This is a genomic window from Burkholderia sp. IT-111MI5 (genome assembly GCF_949752865.1).
GTDB lineage: Bacteria > Pseudomonadota > Gammaproteobacteria > Burkholderiales > Burkholderiaceae > Burkholderia > Burkholderia pyrrocinia_C.
The window spans coordinates 46,058-68,958 of record NZ_CATKIF010000017.1 but is presented as its reverse complement, the minus strand read 5'-3'; the positions used below and the strand labels follow the sequence as shown (position 1 = coordinate 68,958).

General features: G+C 64.6%; 17 protein-coding genes. 5 read left to right on the top strand and 12 right to left on the bottom strand.

The genetic code is table 11. From position 1 onward, the window contains the following. Position 1 precedes the first annotated feature (1 nt). On the bottom strand, positions 2–2,314 hold the full coding sequence (bcsB, locus tag ACM6JT_RS17335) for a cellulose biosynthesis cyclic di-GMP-binding regulatory protein BcsB (protein ID WP_414856917.1): 2,313 nt from the start codon (positions 2,312–2,314) through the stop codon (positions 2–4). A 487-nt stretch (positions 2,315–2,801) separates the two neighbouring features. Between bcsB and ACM6JT_RS17330 the strand changes: the two genes are divergently transcribed. Continuing rightward, the gene (locus ACM6JT_RS17330; RefSeq protein ID WP_131947659.1) at positions 2,802–3,824 is read left to right on the top strand and encodes a sensor domain-containing diguanylate cyclase; all 1,023 of its coding nucleotides are present in this window, start codon (positions 2,802–2,804) and stop codon (positions 3,822–3,824) included. Between the two features lie 194 nt (positions 3,825–4,018). Then, positions 4,019–5,830, top strand: coding sequence for a type VI secretion system baseplate subunit TssF (gene tssF / locus ACM6JT_RS17325; RefSeq protein WP_414856916.1), 1,812 nt, complete (start codon positions 4,019–4,021; stop codon positions 5,828–5,830). Between the two features lie 51 nt (positions 5,831–5,881). Here the strand turns inward: tssF and ACM6JT_RS17320 are convergent, their stop codons facing one another. From ACM6JT_RS17320 to ACM6JT_RS17275, 10 genes are all read right to left on the bottom strand, one after another. Next, a complete protein-coding gene (locus ACM6JT_RS17320) occupies positions 5,882–6,133 on the bottom strand; it encodes a PAAR domain-containing protein (protein ID WP_131947657.1) in 252 nt (83 codons plus the stop codon). Positions 6,134–6,171: 38 nt separating this feature from the next. Next, complete coding sequence (locus tag ACM6JT_RS17315) at positions 6,172–6,900, bottom strand: putative type VI secretion system effector (RefSeq protein ID WP_217590396.1); 729 nt, start codon at positions 6,898–6,900, stop codon at positions 6,172–6,174. A gap of 10 nt (positions 6,901–6,910) precedes the next feature. Then, positions 6,911–7,648, bottom strand: a complete 738-nt coding sequence (locus tag ACM6JT_RS17310; protein ID WP_414856915.1) for a putative type VI secretion system effector — start codon at positions 7,646–7,648, stop codon at positions 6,911–6,913. Then, the gene (locus tag ACM6JT_RS17305) at positions 7,645–10,494 is read right to left on the bottom strand and encodes a T6SS effector BTH_I2691 family protein (RefSeq protein WP_414856914.1); all 2,850 of its coding nucleotides are present in this window, start codon (positions 10,492–10,494) and stop codon (positions 7,645–7,647) included. Before ACM6JT_RS17305 ends, ACM6JT_RS17310 begins: the two co-directional genes overlap by 4 nt. Before the next feature lie 5 nt (positions 10,495–10,499). Beyond that, a complete protein-coding gene (locus tag ACM6JT_RS17300; RefSeq protein WP_131947653.1) occupies positions 10,500–11,519 on the bottom strand; it encodes a DUF4123 domain-containing protein in 1,020 nt (339 codons plus the stop codon). A gap of 5 nt (positions 11,520–11,524) precedes the next feature. Beyond that, on the bottom strand, positions 11,525–14,056 hold the full coding sequence (locus ACM6JT_RS17295; RefSeq protein WP_217590393.1) for a type VI secretion system Vgr family protein: 2,532 nt from the start codon (positions 14,054–14,056) through the stop codon (positions 11,525–11,527). Positions 14,057–14,302: 246 nt separating this feature from the next. Continuing rightward, a complete protein-coding gene (locus tag ACM6JT_RS17290) occupies positions 14,303–14,755 on the bottom strand; it encodes a hypothetical protein (RefSeq protein WP_407971349.1) in 453 nt (150 codons plus the stop codon). Next, entirely contained in the window at positions 14,755–16,155 is a 1,401-nt protein-coding gene (locus ACM6JT_RS17285; protein ID WP_414856913.1) for a dual specificity protein phosphatase family protein, read from the bottom strand. Before ACM6JT_RS17285 ends, ACM6JT_RS17290 begins: the two co-directional genes overlap by 1 nt. After that, positions 16,152–17,921 (bottom strand): bifunctional alpha/beta hydrolase/class I SAM-dependent methyltransferase, encoded by a 1,770-nt coding sequence (locus tag ACM6JT_RS17280; RefSeq protein ID WP_414856912.1) that lies wholly within the window; start codon positions 17,919–17,921, stop codon positions 16,152–16,154. The genes ACM6JT_RS17285 and ACM6JT_RS17280 overlap by 4 nt, the downstream gene beginning before the upstream one ends. 59 nt (positions 17,922–17,980) lie before the next feature. Beyond that, positions 17,981–18,586: a CDP-alcohol phosphatidyltransferase family protein gene (locus tag ACM6JT_RS17275; protein WP_414856911.1), complete on the bottom strand. Its 606-nt coding sequence runs from the start codon at positions 18,584–18,586 to the stop codon at positions 17,981–17,983. A 462-nt stretch (positions 18,587–19,048) separates the two neighbouring features. Between ACM6JT_RS17275 and ACM6JT_RS17270 the strand changes: the two genes are divergently transcribed. Continuing rightward, on the top strand, positions 19,049–19,678 hold the full coding sequence (locus ACM6JT_RS17270; RefSeq protein ID WP_034183469.1) for a lysophospholipid acyltransferase family protein: 630 nt from the start codon (positions 19,049–19,051) through the stop codon (positions 19,676–19,678). 37 nt (positions 19,679–19,715) lie between these two features. After that, positions 19,716–20,645, top strand: a complete 930-nt coding sequence (locus ACM6JT_RS17265; RefSeq protein WP_034183328.1) for a phosphatidate cytidylyltransferase — start codon at positions 19,716–19,718, stop codon at positions 20,643–20,645. Between the two features lie 72 nt (positions 20,646–20,717). Here the strand turns inward: ACM6JT_RS17265 and ACM6JT_RS17260 are convergent, their stop codons facing one another. Further along, entirely contained in the window at positions 20,718–22,547 is a 1,830-nt protein-coding gene (locus ACM6JT_RS17260; protein ID WP_414856910.1) for a methyl-accepting chemotaxis protein, read from the bottom strand. A 141-nt stretch (positions 22,548–22,688) separates the two neighbouring features. Between ACM6JT_RS17260 and ACM6JT_RS17255 the strand changes: the two genes are divergently transcribed. Further along, positions 22,689–22,868, top strand: a complete 180-nt coding sequence (locus ACM6JT_RS17255; protein ID WP_414856909.1) for a hypothetical protein — start codon at positions 22,689–22,691, stop codon at positions 22,866–22,868. The last annotated feature ends 33 nt before the right edge of the window (positions 22,869–22,901 follow it).

Sequence of the window (22,901 nt, the reverse complement as noted above, 5' to 3'; positions counted from 1 at the left end):
GTTACATCCCCCGTCGACGCGCGGCGATTTTCTGCAGCACGCTGAACACGCCGAGCGCGAGCAGCAGCCCCGCGACGACGCCGACCGCGCCGAGCACGACCGGATGCCGCGCCGCCTGCGTCCAGACGCGCGCATACCACGGCACGAAGCCGACCACGTAAGGCTCGCCGACGCGCAGGCTGTCGACCTGCCCCGGCCGCACCAGCGCGAGGTCGCCCTGCAACTGCGACACGAGGCCCGAGTTCTCGAACACGTTCAGCAGATCGCCGAGGCGCGGCTGGTCGGTCGCCGTCAGCGCGACGACGCTGCGGCCATGGCTACCCGGCAGCTCGAAACCGGCGAGCGCCGCGAGCGGGCCCGTCTGCTCGATATGCGCGCCGCCGTCGGGAAGGCCGACGCCGTTGCGCCAGCGCTCCTTGACCGTGAACGCGACGCGCGTCGCGCCGTCGCCGCCCTGCTCGCCGATCGCGAGCGGCAGCGCCGAGCGCCAGTGCGCGAGCAGCGGCGACGTGGGCGAGCCGTCGATCACGAGCAGATCCTTGCTGCCCGACAGCGCCGCGACGTCGCCGGGCCGCGCGACCTGCACGCGCAGTGCCGGGAAACCCGTCCACTCGCCCATGTGGCCGAGCATCGTCAGGTAGGCCTCGAGCTCCTGCGGCGACGGCCGGTCGGGCATCACGACGGCCGTCTGCGACAGGTCGGCGAAGCGCGTGAACGGAAAACCGCTGTTCGCGAAATACGCGAGGTTCGGCAATTGCGCGTAATGGACGAAGTGCGAGAAGTCGATCGTCGAATCGGGATCGATCGCCGCGCGCTGCGGCTCGGTGGCCGTGCTCGAGCACAGGCCCGTCTTCTGCGAATCGAGCGTGAAGCGGAACTGCAGCTGGTTGCCGCTGCCGACGCGGAACGCCGGGATGTCGACATCGCTCGTCACGCGCCCTTCCGGCACCGACAGCAGCGGCAGCTGCATGCGGCCGCGCGCGTCCTCGGCGTGGGCGGGCCCGAGCCGGTACGACTTCACGAGCTGGTCGTTGATCTCGACGGCGAGCGTCGAGTTGTCCTGCACGGTCGGCGCCGTGTAGCGGTAGCGCAGCGTGATCGGCACGCCCGAGCCGTTCCATGAATGGAGATCGGCCGGCACGCGCAGGTTCAGGCGAATCGCGTCGGGCGTCGTGCCGCGCGCTTCAAGTTCGCGCAGATCGGACACGAGTTCGCGGAACGCGATCGGCCGGTTCACCGGCAGCCAGCGCGGCGCGTCGTACGGCTTGCGCGGCGCGCCGAGATCGACGTGCGCGACCGTCGCCGCCGGCCCTGACAGCGCCGCGCGGCCGAGCACGAGCGTCGCGACCGCGTCGTCGACCTCGGCCGCCGTGCGGCCCGTGACGACGAGCAGCTTGCGCCCCGGCGCGGCCGGGTTGTCGGCAACCGCGAGCAGCGGACCGTTGACCGACGGCAGCGCGAGGCCGGCCGGCAGCGTCGCGGCCGTGCCGACCACCACCGCCTGGTCGTCGGCCGGCAGCGCGGACGACACCGGGAAGCGCGCATGCCGGTAGTCGGCCAGCGCGCCGAACCACGACGCGAGCACGCCCGCGCTGCGCAGCGTCGCCGAATCGGGCGACCCCGGCAGCACGAACGGCAGCCGCACGCGGCCGTTGTCGCGCCGGTCGAAGAACGGCGCGGGCAGCAGCGCGAGATCGTTCGGCAGGCGGACCGGCGATTCGTCGAGGATCAGTTCGCTCGTCGGGCTCACGTCGGCCCACAGCGCCGAGTTCGACGGATCCTCGCAATGGTCGAGCGTGTAGTGCGCGATCAGGCGCAGGCCGATCTGGTTGAAATCCGAGAAATAGCGCGGATCGATCGGGATCTCCTGCGTGACCGCGCGGCCCGCGCGCGCGGCGTCGAACGGGACGGTCGCGATGACCTCGCCGTTCACCGACACCTTCAGGTGCGACATCGGGAACACGAGCGACGGCGAATACGCGTAGGTCAGGCGCAGCCGCGCGCCCGTGACCACGCGGTCGAGCCGCACGCCCGCGTGGATCGTGCGCGCGTCGTCGGCGCCGCGCAGGCGCAGCGGTTCGAACGCGCCGAGCGACGCGAACGGCAAGCGCACGGTCGTCGCCGGCAGCCCGGCGGACGGCGCGCTGGCCGCCGCCGGCGCGGCCGCGAGCACCGGCGCCGGCGCCGGCGCATTACCCGCACCGGCGGCGGACGCCGCAACGGCCGCCGGCATCGGAGCGGCCGACAGCACGGCCGCGTGAAAAGCGCCGGCCATGGCGATCGACAGGAGCAGCAGCGACGCGGCCGGCTTCATGCGCCGCTCCGTTTCGTCAGGGTCATCCGGTCGTCCGTCGCACCGAAACCGATGCGCGCAAAGCAGCTATGCCCGTGAGTGAACATCCCCACTGCTTCCCCTCATATCAATTAACTGGCCCGATTCATTTATCGAAACGAAGCGGCACATTCTTTAATCGGCTGTCGTCGTGTTTGCGCGCGCGCCTGGCACCGGCACGCGCTCATTCGTCACACTATCTCAAAAATAGGACAAAACTTACCCCGATTCGCGACAGTGAAGCGAAAAAAACCTCAATCCGGTCGGAAATGCTGTGCAAAAGGAGTGAATGGCAAAATTTTCGCCATTGCTGCCGGCGGGACCGAACGGCATACTGCCGACGCGGCCGGCCGGGCCGGCATGCTGGCGGCGGTCCGTTGCAGACCGCCCGCAAGACGCTGCCGCGGGGCGGCGCGTATGCTACCGCACTCCCGTACTACCCGATGATCTTTCTTCGCGGAAAAACGACTTGGATCAAATCGTCGACACAGCCACCCCGTCCCCCGACACGCTGCTGCGCATCATCGCGGCGCAAACCGAGATCGCGAAACTCGGTCTCGACCTCGGCAGCGTGATGGCCTATGTGGCCGAGCAGGTGCCGCTGCTCACCGGCGCGAGCGCCGCGGCGGTCGAATTCGCCGAAGGCGACGACATGGTGTACCGCGCCGCGTCGGGCGCGGCCGCCGGGATGCTCGGCCTGCGGCTGCGACGCTCGGGCAGCCTGTCGGGCCTGTGCGTGCAGCGCGGCGAGTTGCTGCACTGCGTCGATTCGGAAACCGATCCGCGCGTCGATCGCGACGCGTGCCGCCGGGTCGGCCTGCGCTCGATGCTCGTGATGCCGCTCACGCATGCCGACACGACGGTCGGCGTGCTGAAGGTGATGTCGCCGGACGTCGACGGCTTCTCCCCGGCCGACGCCGGCACGCTGCGGCTGACGGCCGGGCTGATCGCCGCCGCGATGTTCCACGCCGCGCGCAACGAGGCGAACGAGCTGTACCTGCGCGCGACGCACGACGCGCTCACGGGCCTGCCGAACCGCGCGCTGTTCTACGACCGCCTGCGGCAGTCGATGCATACGGCGCTGCGCGCGAACGGCCGGCTCGGCATCCTCAACATCGACATGGACGGGCTGAAGCCGATCAACGACGGTTTCGGCCATCGCGCGGGCGACGCCGCGCTGCGCGAGATCGCCACGCGGATGATCGGTGCGGTGCGGCGTTCGGATACGGTCGCGCGCGTCGGCGGCGACGAATTCGCGGTGATCCTGCCGAACGTCGGCAACCGCGACGATGCGCACACGCAAAGCACGCGGCTCGCGCGGCAGGTCGGCGAACCGTTCGAATTCGAGGGACACGCGCTGCGGCTGGGCGTCAGCGTCGGGATCGCGATGCTGCCCGACGACGGCACCGACATGAACGCGCTGATCGAGCATGCGGATCAGGCGATGTATGAGGTGAAGCGCACGCGGGGGCAGCGAACGCGCGACGCGTGACATGGGCATCCAGCGCCGCCAATCCGATTCTGAAACCGGCTGATCGGAAAGCGGATCGACACACACCGACAGCATTTTGTAATTTTGCAGTTATCATTGCGATGCCAGCGCTAACGCGCCCGACATCATTCAGCGCGACCGGACAGACAGCGAATTCGTGTTTTTAACGCTTGATCGGTTCGCCACTTCACGCAATGGATCATCTGCTTCCGCACTACGAAAGAGAACTTGCCCTACTGCGCCGATCGATTGCCTCCTTCTCGGCGCGCTATCCCAAAATTGCAGTCCGCCTCGGAATCAACGGAGACCGCTCCGAAGATCCGCATATCGAGCGAATGCTGCAATCATTCGCTCTTCTTGCCGCGAATATCGACGTTCGGCTCGACGACAACTACACGGAGTTTGCCGACGCCCTCCTCGGCATGCTGCATCCCCAGTATGTCCGACCGCTGCCGGCATGTGCCATTGCCCGGTTCGACGTTTCCGATATGTTCGACAAGCTCACCGAGCCGTCATTGATTCCCCGCGGTACCGAACTCTCGAGCAAGGCAGAGGACTGCAGGTTCCGGACCGTGTACGACGTCACGCTTGCCCCCATATGCGTTGCGGCTGCGCGCTACGTATCGGCGACAGCCGTTCCCTCTGACGTCGTATTGCCACCGCGCACAACCGGCCTCCTCTCCGTCACCTTCGCCGTTACGCGGCCTGACTTTCGTATCGAGTCCATCCCAAGTCCCTTGCGCATCCATATCGATGGCGCCGATGAAGTTGTCGCCGCGGCAATGGATGCCATAACGATGCGCACGGCAGCGGCTTTCGTCGAAGATACCGAACGGCGCTGGACCGCACTGCCCGCTCCGCCGCTTGCGTCAGTGGGCTACGACGATACCGAGAAACTGATCGAAGAAGACGACGGATCACCGGCTTTGAGGCTGGTCGGCGAATACTTTGCGTATTCGAAGAAATTCGATTTCGTCGACGTCGATCTCGCCGCGCTCGTGCGTGCAGCAGGGCCCAGTCCGCAGTTGACGCTGCACCTCGCCATCTGCGGCGTACATCCGGATTCGCGAGAAGCGCAGCGGCTGGCAAACCTGTCTGCAGAGCACCTGAAACTCTTCTGCACGCCGATCGTCAATCTGTTCCGGCTTACGTCCGTGCCGCTCAAGCGAGACCCGCTGACCGACACGTATCCGGTTCAATCTCAGAACACCGACGCAGCCCAGGTTGCAGTGTGGTCGGTCGATACGGTCCGCGCCACGACCGGCGCATCCAGAACGAATATCATTCAGCCGTTCACGTCGCTCATGCACGGCGGCGCCGGCGGTCTGGCCGGCCCTTACTGGGTTCTCGTCCAAGACACGGCAGCAACGCCGTCAGGAAAGGTGAACGCCGCGCTCGGCCTGATCGGACTCGATGGCTGCCCTGCCCTCGACACCGGGATCGAGCAGATCACGGCGAACATGACCTGCTCGAACGGCGATCTCCCGCGCAGAATACGGGCAAGTGCGGAGAATGGCGATCTCGTGAATGAACAAGGCCCAATGGTGTCGCGCATCATGATGCTCGATACGCCCACCGAGGTCGCACATTTGCCGCAACAAGGCGACGCCGTATGGCGGCTCATCGCGCAACTCGCGCCACACTCGATCGAGCTGACCCGCACCGGGCTTGTGGAATTGAAACGCCTACTCCGTCAATTCACCCCGCGGTCCGGGAGACATACGAACCTGATCGACGGATTGACGAATCTGGGCCATCGCGTCAAGCAGCTCTGGCTGTCGGGAGAACCCATGCCGAGCTTCGTAAGGGGTCTGGAGGTGACCTTGACCGTTGACGAACAGGCGTTCGCCACAACCAGTCTGAATGCGTTCGTCGGCGTAATGCAACACTTTTTCACAACGCATATGTCGGCAACGAACTTCGTCCAGCTCGTCGTCATGTCGGCCAACACCGGTCGGGAAATTCAGCGCTGCACACCGCGACCGGGGACGGTCGCTCTTGTCTGACTATCTTGTGCGACCAACTTCGGAGAACGGCTGCTTCGTGCTCCGTACCACTCAGACGAGGCTTGAAATCAAGCAACATCCGCAAGTCGCACGATGACCGTGCCGCGCGATCGGGACGCCGTCGTCGGTCATCGATTCGTCGCCCTCCACGATCAGGTTCGGCTTCACTTCCGGATGCTGAGGACACGACACTTCGTCGCCTTTGCGCGCCACGAAACGGCCGTCGAAACGCATCTTCGACGAACCGGTGATGACTTTGCCGCCATGGTCGGTGTCGTCGCCGACACGGATGAGGTTCATCATGAATGAGATGCCTTGTTGGTAACCCGAGCCGAGTGCGCTCAGTAACGGAAATACAGGATGCCCAGCTCGCCAGGCTCCCCCGGTTTCTTTCCTTTCTTCGTGATGGCGGGAAGATCGATGTTCTTTACGTCCTTCCAACCGAATCCTTCAAAAATCCCTTCAGCAAGATGGACGAAGCCCATCATTTTTCGTGAGATTCGGTAGGTAATAAGAGAAAAAATTGCAGCCGAACCCAAACTGCCCAGCGCACACCCTATAAGTAAACTATCAATCGGGGCTCCACCTTTGAAGATGGCAAAACAAGCAATTGTGAAATACGCCACCACCAGTGCCAACGCGAGAAACATCCCGCCCCACCTAAACGATGCTCGATAGTGTGCACAACGCCCCCGGCTGCAATGCGGATGAAGCGCGACAATTTTGTCGGAAATTCGACGAATACCAAAGGCGTACCACACGTCACCCCATCCTTCAGCAACAATCTCCACCTCATCGCCTTCCGTAAACACCGACCACCATACCCAAGCCGTCACCGATTTTCCCTCGAGCTCAAACTCAAGCAAGTCGGCTTCCTCAGTGGTATCCATTGCCGTACCGCTCAGCCCAACTGCAACTCCACCCAAACCAGCCAAACCAGCCGCAATAGCCGTCACGCCCATCTTGGCTCGATCAGCGTCTCCAAAAAGGAAATCCCGGTCGCAACGCGACTTCCGAAGGTTACCAATGTGCCCATGAAACAACTGCACCTGATGCGACGGCATACTCATTGATAGATGGTTAGTAGCGGAAATACAAAACACCTAATGCACCCGGCTCGCCAGGCTTCTTTTCATTTTTTGTAATTTCAGGAAGATCGATATCTCTCACATCCTTCCAACCAAACCCCGTAAAAATATTCTCCGCGAGTCCGACGAATCCCATGAATTTTCTCGCGATGCGGAAGGCGATAATTCCGTATACCACCGCCGCCGCGAATCCGCCCATTGCAAGCCCGATCGAGAGACCCACCCAATCCGTCTCCGATCCGTATTTAAAGAAACCATACGAAAAACCAAATATAAACAACACAGCGATCAACGTCATTGAAATTTTGCACCATAATTTCAACGCCGAACGGTAGTGTGCGTTCCGACCACGACTGCAATGCGGATGGAGTGCAACGATCTTGTCAGAAAGTCGCCGAACACCGAATGCCTGCCACGTGTTGCCCCAACGCTCAGCAACAACCTCTACCTCATCGCCTTCCGCAAATACCGACCACCAAACCCAAGCCCTCACCGATTTCCCCTCGAGCTCAAACTCAAGCAAGTCGGCCTCTTCGGTGGTGTCCATTGCCATACCACTCAACCCGACTGCAACACCGCCCAAACCGACCAAGCCTGCCGCAATCGCCGTCGCGCCCATCTTGGCGCGATCAGCATCGGAAAAAAAGAAATCCTGGCTGCAACGAGTCTTGCGAAGGTTGCCAATATGCCCGCGAAGCAGAACTACTGTAGGAGTGGAGATATTCGTCATCGTTCCAAAGTCTCACCATTTTCCAGCCCAAGGGCTGAAAGGGCTTTTTCAAATTCCTCACGTTGCTTGTCTACCGTCCAAGGCGGACTTTCCGCTTTCTTCCCGAACGAGCACTTCTCGAACCACGTCTGAAGTTCATTATCCGAAAAATACGCAATCATAAGTTGAAGCACCACCATCGCCAAAGCCACTTCCCATCCAGCGAGGAACAATACGGCGCGACCAATTCCTAACAATGCAACGCGTCCGGTAATGACGACCCCCGCCTCTTCCGCAGCCACCCCGACAGCAACCCTCCCGGCTGCATTTGCTGCTCGCTGTTTCGCCAACCACCCACCCGCGTCACTAGCCGCCAGTGCAGTAGTTCGGGTCGTCGCGCCAGCAATCCCAGCGCCAACCTTTCCCAAAAATACAACGCTACGACCACCGGTGATTCGAGCAATCAATGGTGCAGACGAGGTTAAGGCGGTAAGGAAATTAGCTACTACAATCGCCGCACCTAAACCAAACTTCACTGTGTACAGCGTTGCGGTCGAGTATTTTCGCTGCTGTGCCTGCTCGATGATTTTCCCAAAATCCAGAACTGCCCCAATCAACGCAGACGTCCCACCCAGGTACCCCGTAATCGCCTTCAGATTGGTCAACGTCCGCGCCGCATCCTTCGCCAGCCCTGTCATCAGCTTCGTCGACGCCTGCAGACACGCGGACATCGACGAGAACCCGCCCGCCACCAGCATTGCGTAGTCCTCGCCCTTCTTGTCCGCCTTCGCAAGCGCACAACCGAAGCTCAGCAATTCGATCACGGCCAAGGTACCACCGATCCGCACGCCAAGATTGACGGCCTTGCCTTCCTGCGTCAGCTTGACCGCATTCCACTTCGCGCGATAGAGCTGCCCGCCCTCGTGTTCCGCGAGCGACTGTATCGTCCTCACGAATGCATCCTTCGCCGCAATCCCCTGGCTGCGCAATGCCCGATATCCCTGCTGCAACTTCAGGCGCAAATCAGGCTCGACCTTGACCGCCTGCCTGACGAGATCGATCGTGTCCGCCTTGCTGATACCGACGCGCAACATCAGCGCGCCGCGAATCATGAAAGTGCCCGCGCAGTCCCCCAGCACGCCCAGCCCAGTCCATTTGAACAGCGCGTTGCCCATCGTGATGACGAGACCGTCGCCTTGAATACTCTTCAAGTACTTTTCAGATACCGATATCGGGTTCTGATGCTCATGAACCTCAGTCATCTTCTCCCGAAAATCGACGAAGTTCTTCAGTTGCTCCAGCACCTTGCCGATCTTGTCGGCGATGTCGCTGACCGGATCCGCCTTGGTCGTCTTGTTCGCAATCGCCTGTGCCAGCAGTTCCTTGATCTCGGCCTTCGGATGCTTCTGGTTGTAGGCGAACGCTCGCCACACGAGGCTGGTCGGCAATGTCGGATCCATGTTGTTGACCAGATCGTAGACGACGGCCGCGCCGCGATCTTCCGACGGCAACCCGTTGATCGCCTGAACGATGACCTTCTCGAATGCCCGACCGTCGTCCGCGTTCTCTTCGTGATAATCATGCAACGCCGCGATGAACGTGGGCGCCTTCAGCCACGCCTTCACATCGGGCGTACGCCGGGCCTGAATCGCCTTGACCGCGTCCTGAACGGACTTGAACCACGGCCGGAAATCCCCGAGCTTCCGAAGATTCAGTTTGTCCTGGTACTTCGGCCACTCGGCGTCGCCGATCGTCTTCGCTTCTTCGGGGCTGATCACGCCCGCTTCCTGAATCCGCCTGTCCGACGCCGCCTGCTGCTCCGGCGTGATGACGGCATAACTCGGAATCCCGTCCATCGCGCCGGGATTGTTCAACATGCCTTCCCAGCCGGCCCGCAACGCGGACCGCATGCGGCTCTTGAACGCAACCGCACCGTTTCGCACGGCCACTTCCGCCGCATCGATCGACAGCATCGCGTCGATCTGCGTGCCCTGCTCCTTGACATACAAGGACAACATGCTGCCTGCGTCGTTGCGAAAATCGTTCAGTTCGTGCGCGTTGCCGATACCATCCCACAACGCCAGCATCATCGGCGGATGAGATTGCCCCTTGCCGGTCGAGCCGATCGTGTTCATCAACTTGACCAACGCTTCGCTCGTGGACTGCGGAGATGCCTGACGGATATGCAACGGATACCGGGTCGACTCCCGCCCCATCAGTTTCGGATCGTACACGCCCGCCTTGTCGGTCAACGGCTGATCCTTCGGATCAAGCAGCTTGGGATCCAGACCCGGCATGTACTCGACGACGTCATCGATACTTTTTCGGGTTGCGACGACGGCATGCTTTTGCGGATCGTTGCCGCCGTTGATCCATTTCGACGGCTCGATCCACTGCATGCGCTGTTCGAGCAAGGCAGGATTTGCCTCGTACCGTTTGAACGTATCCTCGATCCACGCGTGTTCCGAGAACGCGATATAGACACGGTTCGTGCATTTCTCCGGACGCTCGATCGCGATCACATCCATCGGTACCGCAATCGCTCGTTTAGCGCACGCAGGATGCGTGGAAGGTTGGTCAGGCAGCGGGCGCGACTGCTTCCACAAGCGCCCGTCTTCCGTCACCTTGTATACTTCCCATCGTTTGTGACCTCTCGCACTCTGGACATAGTAGAGGTACAGCCACCCGTCCCGGAGCGTGCGCAACCCGTAACGATGCGTCGTCAACGGAACGTCAGTGACGCCCTTCCCGCCAATGCCGTCCGGCAATCTTGCAGGAACGGTATTCGGCAAAACCGTATAGCGGACGGGAAGGATCGCCAGCCCCGTCTTCTGGCAATTCGCGCATTCTTGTTCAGTAGTCGCCATTTCTGTTATTCGTGTCTCGTGTCTGTCATCGGCCGGCGTGACTCGATCGAAGACGACGCCCTCTCGTCATACCACCCACCGCGTCGGATTTCGTCGATTTCGCCAGGCTGGAGGTGGCCGATCGCTGCGGTATAAAAATCGTCGGGCGAACACTGCTGCAACGCCTTCGCAACCTCGGGATGCCGGTCGAACCAGGGATGCCAGTCAAGCGCATGTCCGATGAACGCAACCAGATCGTCACGGTCATGCAGCCCGTATTGCTCCGCACGCGCGGCGGCAGCAACGGCCGCTGCCACTTCCGCAGGTATGGGCTGACGGCCTGCCGCCAATGCATGCAACGCGATTGCGCGGTTGACGAGGCCATGACGATGCACGCCCGGCCATTGCGCCTTCGCGAGCGAAAATGCCTGACTCGATTCAGCATCCCTGCCATACGCACGCGGCTTCGCACAGGCATCGAGCGCATGCCAGACCTTGACTGGCCCAAGCAAGGCCTGCTGCTGTCGCTCGGTCAGTACTGGCCAGATCAGGCCCAGTGCACGCGTGTCGTAGAAACGCAGCGCACATAAACGCCCTCGCTCGTCATACTGCAGCACCTGCCTCGACCAGTGCTCGGCGACTTTGTCAGGCGACGCAGAACTCGCCAACCATCCGCCGACCCGCTGCCCGAGGCCCTTTGCCATCGACGCAGGACGCCTGTCTTCGAATGCGAGGCGCACACTTTCTCTCAGAAGCGCGACGCCCGCTGACGAAGACAGATCCAGTTCGACGAGGTAGGGTTGGTGTTCATCCGGATATGCGTCGTGCGCGATCGTCACGACCGCGCGCGTCAACTCGCTGAACACAGAGCCTTCTTCGTTCGGCAAATCGCGCTGGGCCGGGTCGACGACCAGCAGACAGCGCATCTCCGGTTGCTTGTCAAAATGAGCATGCAGCACACTCATCGTCGTATCGATTGCCGCTGCCTCGCTCGACACATCCATGCCTTCCTGACGCTCTGCGTCGCGGTTGTTCGGACGACTCATGACGACTACTCCAACACCACGCTCGACGCGCTGTCGGCCGACGCCGACGCCGTCTTCCACGCACACCCCTTCGGCACGCTCGCAATCGGTGAAGGCAGACGCATCGATGACGCACCCGGCTTGTCCCACGATGCGCATTTTTCGAGAATCTGGCCACTCGTTCCGTTCTCGATCAAGTCAGGCGTGATCTTGATATACGAGCCCCCGGCGCCGATCCAGATCTCCTTTTCGGCAGAGATGACGACACGTCCACTCGAACTGGTGACCGTCACGTCGTTGAGCGCGGCGAGTTTCATCTCGTCGCTCTGCGCCTGAATCTCGACCTTGCCCTTGGACGCGAACAGCTTGATCCCCGAGTTCTGCGCGAACAGGCTGATCTTTTCCATCACACTCGCGATCAGCGATTTGCCGGCGGCAACGTGCGTACTCCTGCCGCTCACGATATTGACTTGCTGGTTTGCCGTGAGCTGCGCCGAATCCTGCGTCGACACGCCCACGCCAGCGGGACTTGCGATCAGCATGATCGGCGTCGAGAACCCGTTTGCGCTGCCCGTGCCGCCACCTCCCGTCCGCCCGCCGCTGCCCGCGCCTCCCGCCACGTTGTATTGCGTGGCATCGGTAAATCGCTTCAGTGCGTCGTGCCCTTCCTCCAGACTTTCGGCCTGATTCGCGGCGCTCGCCTGAGACGTCAGCTCCACCACGCTTTCCGCGCTTGCCAGTTGCTCGGACGCCGCGGTCACGTTCAGCGGCTGGTTTACCGTTGCAGAATGTGTCGAGACGAACAGCCCTTGCCCCGCGCGAATGGCACCATAAGCGTCCGACTTGAGGTCGAAGCCGCTGCCGAGAAATGTACCGCGCGTATTGTCCGCATGCTGGATCAGGTAGCCGAGATGCAGATGCGACTGATAGCTGCTCGAATAAAGGTGAACGCGATTCTGCTGCGTCGAATCGTCCATCACGAGCTGGTTATAGCCGCGACCGCCATACTCGCGCGACCGATAGCCCGACAGCAGACCGTTCGTGTGCCACACCGGTTGCGTTGCGCCGCCGTACATCCTCGCGATAATGACCGGCCTGTCGCAGTCGCCCTCCATGAAACCGACGACGACTTCATCCCCCTTGCGCAACGGCTGAATGCCGCCGCGGTTGGCACCCGCGTCGAGAAATGTCGGACGTACCCAGCATGACGCACGCTCGTCCTGACCGTTGCGGCGATTCCAGTGAAACCACACCTTCACCCGGTTCAGCGAGTCGGTGTAGACCTCTTCGCCGTCCGGCCCGGCAACGATCGCGTTCTGTAGCTGCATGACCGGCTTCTTGTGATCGAACGAACTGCGAAACGGCACATTGCGCGGTTGCGCTTCGACCTGCACCTGAAAGAAGCCCTCGCTGCCGTCGGCGTGATGCACCGTTGCACCAGTCTTCGCCTTTGCGATTTCCGCGGCCAGCCCGTCGGGAAATGCCTCGATCCGGTCCAGACCGGGCAGATTGTTGCTGATCAACCAGTCGACACCGAGCAACACGAATTCGCGATCCGGTTGGCTCATCGCGTCATGTACCGGATGGCCGCGAAGCTCGAAGCGCCTTCCCGGCATCGCGCAGCGTAAAGCGCCAACGCCATGAAAGCGCTTCATCCGCGACATCCTCTCCTCGAGGCGAATCCGTACGAGACGCTCGCCCTGAGCCCGATCCGACCACATGTACGCACCGGGGTAGTCGTAGATTTCGCCATCCGTCGGCAGATTGCCATGCACATCGGTCACCCCCTGGACCTGCCGGGGAAGATCGGGCCGCTTGTAGTCGAACGAGCGTGACGTCAGCTGTGCGCTCTCGATCTGAAGTTGCTCCTTCCATTGCGCGAATCCGTCCAATTCGCCGCCAATTTCCATACGACCGAACTGGACAACGGATTGCCTCAGCGTCGGGACGAAGTAGGCGTCGTCCGTGACAACCATCATGTGAGAACGGCCATTGTCCGCCTGCTCGAAGTAGGGAAACACGCCTGCTTCTTCCATGCTGCGATGAACAAAATTGAGGTCGTATTCCCATTGCACGCGATTCGAATACGACGGCAGCGGCTTATGAACGTCGAAGCGGAATGCGCCACGCGCCTGCGGGTGTTCGTTGAAGACGTCGGTCAGGATCTGTTCACCGTTCTGCTCCTGCCAGTCCCGCATGTCGCGACGCAGGCACAGAAAATAAAGCCACGATGAAAATGCGAGCTTGTAATAGGTAAGCGGGCCGTCCGCCCCCAAACGGCTGAATCGGTGCACATAGCCATGGATCGGCATGTATGAACCGTCGACCTGCTGAATCCACAGTGTGACTGGTTTGGCGAGCAGTGCTTTGAGTTCGATCTGCCCGCCGCGCGCAGAAACGACATCGATCACGAACTCATAATCGCGCCCCAGTCTGGCGGTGCCCTTGACGTAGAGAGGCAGCAACCAATCGACGCCGAGCGGCGTATCGAGTTTGATCAGTCGATTGTATTGCGCGTCGCCGAGACGCAACGCCTCATAAAGTGCGGTGTTGCTCATGCAGCATGCCCTCGGTTGTTATTAAGGCGGGATTTCTGCCGAGCGAAGATTATAAATGCCTTTCATATGAATTCCATAGAAAGGCAAAAGTATGGTTCGTTGAATCGGAAATTACTACGTGCCCCCTTCGGCGGACGAAGGAGTCTCTGATGCACCAGTGGCAAATATTGCCTATTTACAGCCGTGTATTAAGAAAAATGTTCCCGCACGGCTATATTTTCTCGAAAAAACCGTACCAGCAAACCGCTAGCCTACCTGCGGCATCGCGATCGCGAGCCCGACCACAACCCACTGCACAACCGCGACGAGCACGCCGGCCCGGCACAGCCCGACCGCGCCGCGCACGCGCGCGTCGAGCGCGCGCCCGGCCTTCGCTGCGTCGATCCAGCCGAGATCGGCGAGCGCGCGGTCGAGCGCCGCGAGCCCGTCGTCGATCGGCGCATCGCCCGCCGCCGCGCGCGCCAACGCGGCGAACAGCCGGCGGTCGATCTCGATGCGCACCGCGTACCACAGCGCCGCGATCCCCGACCCCGTACTGACGACGGCCAGCAGCACGCGCGCGATCGTCGCCGGCGCCCAGCCCGATGCAATCCACCAGCCCGCGCCGGCCGCGGCCAGCGCAGCCGCGATCGCCCACGCGCCCGCATCGAGCGCGCCGCGCGCGGCGGCAATCCGAAATGGAGCGGACGGATCGCGCATCACACGCCTCCCGCGCTGCGACGGCGATCGATCCAGTGCTGCAGTACGGCCACGCCGTCGTCCGACCACACCGCGTGCGGCCGCACCGCGCGCACCGCGGCAAGCGCGTCGCGCGCATCGCCGAGCCCGCGCCGCGCGGCGAGCCACGCGGCCGCACACAGCACGCTGCGCCCATAGCCGAGCGCGCAGCAGACCAGCACGTCACGCCCTTCGCCGTGCAGGCGCTCGAGCGCCGCGACTGCCTGCGCGAGCTGCGTGGCCGTCGGCGCGACAAGATCGAGCTGCGGCACGGCCGCATATGCGAGCGACGCATCGGTCGCCGCCCAGCGCGGCATCTCGGCGGTCAGGTCGACCAGCGCCGTGAAGCCGTGGCGCCGCATGTCGCGTGTCGTCGGCGTGCGGCCGATCGACACGCGCTCGTCGATCCGCACGGGCGCCGGCTGCCGGAACGTCCACAGCCGCGAATTGACGAACGCGCCGGCGATCGTCGGCGCGAGCAGCCAGCGGATGAAGACCGGGAAACGCCCGTGCGCATCCTTCTGAAAGGCGCCGGGCGCTCCGCGCCGGTAGAGCCACGCGACGCACGCGAGCGCCAGCGCGATCCACCCCGCCGCCAGCGCCCAGCCCGGCGCACGCGGCACGCACCACAGCGCCACGAGCGCGACCAGCGCCGCGCCGAGCGCATAACGACGCGCGAGCGCGCGGCCCACCGCGCCCGGCGACGCATCGGCACCCGGCAGCCGGCCCGCGGCATCGCGCAGCGGAAACAGGAACAGCGCGAGACAGCCGACGGCCGCGCCGGTCGGCACGTCGATCGCGTGATGCTGGTAGGTCGTCAGCACCGACACGCCGATCGCCGCGAACCACAGATGCAGCACGACGCGCGCGACCGTGCCGTGCAGATGCTTCGCATAGACGGCCCACAGCACGACGAGCAACCCGATGTGCAGCGACGGCGCCTGGTTGAACGGCTTGTCGAACCCCATCAGCAGCGTGAACAGCGCGCCGGCCGCGCCGCCCGGCTCGGGCCGCTCGAAACCGAAGCGCAGCGGCCACGCGATGAAGCACGCGACCGACACCAGTTGCACGGTGAGCAAGCGCTTCACGTGATCGAGCAGATCGTCGCGGCGCGTCCAGAAGAAAAACGACAGCGCATACAGAAGATCGATCGACCAGTACGGCACGATCGTCCACGGCACGAACGGGATCGCGTGCTCCCAGCCGAACGCAAACGTCGGCACCGCCGCGCGGTGCGCGGCGAGCCAGTTCGCGAAGCCGTACGTCGAGAAGAACACGGCGCCCATCGCCGCGAGCCAGCCGAAGCGCAGCGCGAACGACGCGTCGCGCGCGCCGGCCGCCGGCTCGGCGACGCCGCTCGCACCGCCGCCGAACGCGCTCATGACGCGTCGACCCGCTGCGCGAGGCTGACCGTGAAGATGCCCATCTCGTCGATCCGCTGGTCGAGCTTGCGGAAGCCCGCGCGCGCGACGAGTTCGTCCATCTCGGCCTGCGAGCGGCGGCGCATCACCCAGGTCGCCTCGCCGCGGTGATTGTTCAGCGCACGTGCGATGAATTCGAGCTGCGGATGCCACGGCTGCCCCGTATAGACGAGATAGCCGCCCGGCGGCACGGCCTGCGCGAGCCCGCGCAGCGAACGTTCGATCAGCGCGTTCTCGCCGAACAGTTCATAGAGACCCGACACGATCGCGAGCGTCGGACGCGGCTCGAGCGTCGCGAGCGACGTCTCGTCGAACGCGTCGCCGCGCTCGAAGCGCGCGATCGGCTCGAGCCCGCGCTGCGCGATCAGCACGCGCCCGGCCTCGACGTTCGGCGGGCTGTAGTCGCGCAGCGTGATGTCGTCGGGCGCCGCGCCGTCGCGCTCGGCGGCCGTCGCGATCGCGTCGAGCACGTAGCGCCCGTGCCCGGCCGCGATGTCGACGATCCGCACCGGCGTGCCGTGGCCGCGCAAGCGGCCGATCGCCGCGCCGATCAGCTCCTGCAGATGCACCTTGCGCTGGCGGATGCCGACCCAGCCCGGCGAATCGAGATACGTGCGATCGACCAGCGCGCCGACGCCGAGCCGCCCTTGCGCGCGGTTGCGGTACACATAATCGAGCGTCGAGCCCGAATCGAAACCGAGCCGCAGCCCGAGCGCGATGCCGTCCGACAGCGCGCCGCCCGCTTTCAGGCTGGCGCGCGTGAGCGCCCAGTACGCACGCGCGAACACGTTCGCGGGCGGCCGGCCGAGCGCCGCGTATTCGTCGTGGAACGCGCCGCGCCGGTCGGCATCGGCGAGCGACACGCGCGGGCTCGGTGCATCGAACTCGCGCAGCACGAACGCGCGCAGCGGCGCGAGCGCCTGGGCGCGGTCGCGCTCGCCGAGCGTGTCGTGATAGAAGCCCGGCAGCACGATGCGCTCCTTGCGCGCCGAGCCGAGCCGTTCGAAGAAGCGATCCTGCGGGCCGCGATGCACGACCCAGTCGGCGCCCGAGATCAGCAGTTGCGTCGGCACGGTGATCGCGGCCGCGTCGGCGACGATCCGCCGCGCGGTGTCGTGCAGGTCGAGCAGCATGTTGACCGCGATCGGCCGCGTGATCAGCGGATCGGACGCGTAGCTCGCGATCCGCTCGGGATCGTGCGTGAGGAATTTCGGCTTCACGTAGCTGTTCACGTAGAACAACCCGCGCAGCTTGTGCATCAGCCGCAGGCCCGGCCGCGCGAACGGCACGTAGAGCTTGATGTGGAACGCCGGCGACGCGACGACGAGGCAGCGGATCGGCGGCGCGTAGTCGTGCGCCCAGGTCGCGGCGAGCACCGCGCCGACGCTCTGCCCGACCACGGCCATGTCCTCGATCGCGATGCCGTGCGTGTCGCGGATATGCTCGACGAAGGTCTGCAGGTCGCGCACCGATGCGGCCGCGCTCGGGCTGTAGCCGCGCGCGCCGGGCGAACGGCCGTGGCCGCGCGCGTCCCATGCGAAAAACGCGAAATCCGGCAGGTCGAGCTCGTCGACGAGATGCGCGACGCGCGCCGAATGCTCGTGGCCGCGATGCAGCAGCACGATTGCGCCGCGGCAGCGCGGGCCCGTCGCGGGCCAGTGACGATAGAACAGCGTTTCGCCGTCGTGCGTGATGAAGTCGGCCTCGCGGGCCGTGCGTGCGCTCATGTGATCTCTCTCGTTTCGTTATTCGAATCATGTGGCGCCGCCCTCCGGCGCCTCGTAGGTCAACCGCCCTTTTCGGCGATGCCGGCCTGCACGCGCCGCACCACCGTCACGATCGACAGCACGATCAGCAGGCGCCACAGCCACGCGGCGATGCTGCCGACCGGCAGGCCGAAGCCGATCCATAGCGCGAATGCGCCGAGGGCCAGCGCGCGGTCGCTCTTGCCGAACGGGCCATCGTAGCGGCGCGTGGCGCCGACGAGCGGCCCGATCAGCCCCGCGCATTCGACGATCACCGCCGTCAGCGCGAACAGCCAGACGTCCGCCGGAGCGAACGCGGAAATGGCGAGGAACGGCAGCACGAGCGCGACGTCGGACACGACGTCGCCCAGCTCGTTCAGGTACGCGCCGAGCGTGCTCTTCTGCCCGTGTTCGCGCGCGAGCATGCCGTCGATCGCGTTGAGCGCCATCCGCGCGAACAGCCACAGCGGAATCAGCAGGAACAGCACGCGGGCGAATACGCCGAGCCCGGCGAGCGCACCGACGACGATCGAGCCGCCGGCCGCGAACAGCGTGACCTGGTTGGCGGTGACGCCGCGTTCGGCGAGCGAATTCGCGAACGGGCACAGACGGTCCTGGAATTTGGGTTTGAGTGCGTAGAGGCTCATCGTTTCGTATTCGTATTTTTCGCGCGGCACGGTCGGACACGTTTCCCGCCGCCATGCCCCGGGCGGCGAAACGGCCTTCGTCGGCCTTCAATGGACGGCCCCCATCGTCGCCGAGCAGCACCGCTGCGTCAAGCATGCGCCCGGCCCGCCCGCGCGGCGCCAATCTGGCGTTTTTGACGGAAACTCGCGATAATCCGCTGGCCCGATCGCAGCGAAGATCCATTCGAACTGCAAACGGGCGCTCGTGCAATGGCCGATCATCACGCCGCCGACCGGCACATTCGCCGCTACGCAACGTGGTGTGACGGCGAACCGTCCGATTATCGCGGACCTGCGACAGGCAGCCACGAACTTGAAAAAATTTAAACAAAGGCCGTCCGGCGCGCATCCTGCCGCGCCGGCATTCCGGGATCCCGTCCGCCGCACCTGCGGCCGGGCATGCAGGCAGGAGGCACCGCGCCGATGAACATCGTCAACGTCTGGCAGCGCGACTTCCTGCTGTCCATCGTGCGGCTCGTCGCCGGCGCGTATCCGGTCTGGCATCAGGCGCCGCCGTCCCCGACGCAGAAGATCTATTTCTCGAACCACACGAGCCACATCGACACGCTCGCGATCCTCGCCGCGCTGCCGCGCGACGTGCGCGCGGTCGTGCGGCCGGTCGCCGCGCGCGACTACTGGGACAGCAGCGACATGAAGCGCCACATCGCGCAGAAGCTGCTGAACGTGGTGCTGATCGACCGTCACCGCGAATCCGGCGGCGACCCGCTCGAACCGGTGCGCGACGCGCTGCGGCAAGGGCACTCGATCATCATCTTCCCGGAAGGCACGCGCGGCGCCGACGTGCTGCCGCAGCCGTTCAAGAGCGGGCTGTTCCATCTCGCGACCGAGTTCCCGAACGTCGCGCTCGCGCCCGTCTACCTCGAGAACCTGCAGCGCATCATGCCGAAGGGGGCGATCTGGCCCGTGCCGCTGATCTGCAAGGTGCACTTCGGCGCGAACGATGCGCTCGGCGACCAGGAAGACAAGCCGACGTTCCTCGCCCGCATGCGCGACGCGATCGTCGCGCTCGCGCCGCAGCGGCCCGCGGGCTGAACGCGGCGCCCTCCTCTCCCTTTTTCCGGATATCCCCATGCGAACTCTTTTCTGGGAACTGGTCGCGGGCGTCACGGGCGTGCTCGTCGTCGCCACCGTGATCGGTGCGATCCTCGGCGCGCGCAGCGGCGGCACGAGCTCGACCATCGTCAACCTGAACCAGCGCATCCGCGCGTGGTGGGCGATGATCGCGATCATGGCCATTGCGATCGGCCTCGGCAACAACGTCACGTATCTCGTGTTCGCGCTGCTGTCGTACCTGACGCTGCGCGAATTCATCACGCTCACGCCGACCACCGCGAGCGACCACACGACGCTGTTCATCGCGTTCTTCGTCGCGATCCCCGTGCAGTACCTGCTGCTCGGGATCAACTGGTACGGGATGTATTCGATCTTCGTGCCCGTGCACCTGTTCTTCGCGATGTCGCTCGTGTCGGCGCTCACGCAGGACACGCGCGAATTCCTGAGCCGCAACGCGAAGATCAACTGGGCGTTGATGGTGTGCGTGTACGGGCTGAGCCACGCGCCGGCCGTGCTGATCCTCGACATTCCGCGCTACGCGGGGCAGAACGCGCTGCTGCTGTTCTTCTTCCTGGTCGTGGTGCAGATCAGCGACGTGCTGCAGTATGTCGTCGGCAAGCTGTTCGGGCGCCGCAAGATCGCGCCGCAGCTGTCGCCGTCGAAGACGGTCGAAGGCTTCGTCGGCGGCGGCCTGCTCGCGACGCTGTGCGGCGCGTCGCTGTATCGCGTGACGCCGTTCAGCTTCGGCGCGGCGTTCGGGATCTCGCTCGCGATCGTGATCGCGGGTTTCGTCGGCGGGCTCGTGCTGTCGGCCGTCAAGCGCTCGCTCGGCACGAAGGACTGGGGCTCGATGATCGCGGGCCACGGCGGGATGCTCGATCGCGTCGACTCGATCTGTTTTGCCGCGCCGGTGTTCTTCCACCTGGTGCGTTACCTGTACGTGTGATGCGCGGAGGGTGCGACGCGGCCCTTTCTTGCCCTTTCCCCCTTCCTGCAGCCTTCGGCGCTCGCAGCCGGATCACACCGATGCCGTCTCGGCCCGGTGCGAACCCGCGAGCTTGAATTCGCCGACCGTCTGCGCGAGCTGCGCCGCCTGCTCGCGCAACAGCGCCGCGGCGGCAGCCGATTCCTCGACGAGCGCCGCATTCTGCTGCGTCGAGTGATCGAGCTGCGACACGGCCTGGTTCACCTGCGCGAGCCCGGTGCTCTGCTCGTTCGCCGCGACCGTCATTTCCGCGATCACGCTCGTGATGCCGCGCACGCCCTCGACGATCTCGTCCATCGTCGCACCGGCCGTCTGCACGAGTCCCGAACCGCCCTCGATCTTCTCGACGGACGACTGGATCAACTGCTTGATTTCCCTGGCCGCCACCGCGCTGCGTTGCGCAAGCGTGCGCACCTCGCCCGCGACCACCGCGAAGCCCCGCCCGTGCTCGTGCGCGCGCGCCGCCTCGACGGCCGCATTCAGCGCGAGGATGTTGGTCTGGAACGCGATGCCGTCGATCACGCCGATGATGTTCGAGATCTCGGCCGACGCCTTCGTGATCTCGCCCATCGTCGCGACCACCTCGCTCACCACCTCGCCGCCGCGCACGGCGACACCCGACGCCGATTCCGCCAGCCGGCTCACCTGCGTGGCCGCATCGGCCGAGTTGCGCGCCGTGCCGGCGATCTCCTCGAGCGCCGCCGCCGTCTCCTGCAGGCTCGATGCCGCAAGTTCGGTGCGGCTCGACAGATCCTGGTTGCCCTGCGCGATCTCCGCGCTCGCCACGTTCACGGATTCGCTGAAGCCGCGAATCTGCAGCAGGATCGCACTGATCTTTTCGGCAAACATATTGAAGGCGTGCGCGATCTGCGCGGCCTCGTCGCGGCCGTCGGCCGGCAGCCGCTTCGTCAGGTCGCCGCTCCCGCTCGCGACGTCGGTCAGCGCGTCGCGCACGAGCAGCACGCGCTTGAACGCCGCGTTCGTCAGTGCGCCGACGAGCGCTGCCGCGACGCAGGCGACGACGAGGATCGCAACGAGCGTCGTCGTCGCGACGGCCCGCATGCCGGCCGTCACGTCCGACCGGTCGAGCGCCATCACGAGCGACCAGTCCGTCCCGGCGATCGGGCGCGCGCGGAGCAGCTTGGTCACGCCGTCCACGTCGATCGCCACCGGTTCGGTCGCCGCCTGCAGGCCGGCGAGGCGCTCCGGCGTCAGTTCGGGCGACAGCTCGACGGCCGGCTTCATGATCAGGTCGGTCTTCGCGCCCGCGATCAGGCGCCCGCTCTTGTCGACCAGGAACGCGAAGCTCGCCGGCGTCGGGTGCATCGATGCCACGATCGCGCTCGCGCGCTCCATATAGAGGCTCGCCGCGAGCACACCCTTCAGCGCGCCGCCGCGAACGATCGGTGCGGCGAACGCGAAGGCGGGCTTGCCGGTCGACGCGTCGCGGTACAACGCCGTGACGACGAGCCGGCCGGCCTCGACCGCCTGCTTGAACCACGGGCGCGCGGTCGGATCGTAGCCGGCCGCGAGCGGGACGTTCGAGAACGCCGTGCGGTCCGGCAGGCCGAGCGTGAGCACCTGGAAGCCGCCCGATTTGCCAAGCAGCGTCAGCGCCGGCAGCGGGTCGCCTTCGCCCGGCGCCAGCGTGTCCGCGAGCGCCTGGGTCTGCTGCGCGCGGCTCGCGACCCACTCGTCGAGCGCGAGCGCGTGGCCGGTCAGGACGGACTGCAGGTTCTGGTCGATGGTTGCGTCGTTGTGTTGCTTGACGACGTAGTAAACAAGGCCGCCTGTCACGGCCAGGGCCGTGACCACGATGGCGACGCAGGTCGCCAGAATTCGGGCGCGAATCGATGACAGCATGATGACGGTGATCTCCGGTTGCCGCGTTGTTGTCGACTGGTCAAATGGGCACACAATCGTCCTTAACGACCACGCGAGACGCAACTTGAGGTTCGACTGGTCAGACCGGAGAAAAAAGTAGCGAAACCGGGCGGCAAAAGCATGCACGACGTCGTGTTCGCGGGCGGCAGCCTCGCGGCCGATCCGTTCGGCAACGGGATTTCCGAAGCCGGCAACACCGAATCGCGCGCGGTCTACGACTATCGAAAGGGTCAGCGGCTGCACATCGCCGGCGAGCGCATCGAATACGCGGACGGGCGCCGCGAGATGCTGATTTCGTGACCTTGTGCCCGCACCCCGGTGCCAATGTCGTCC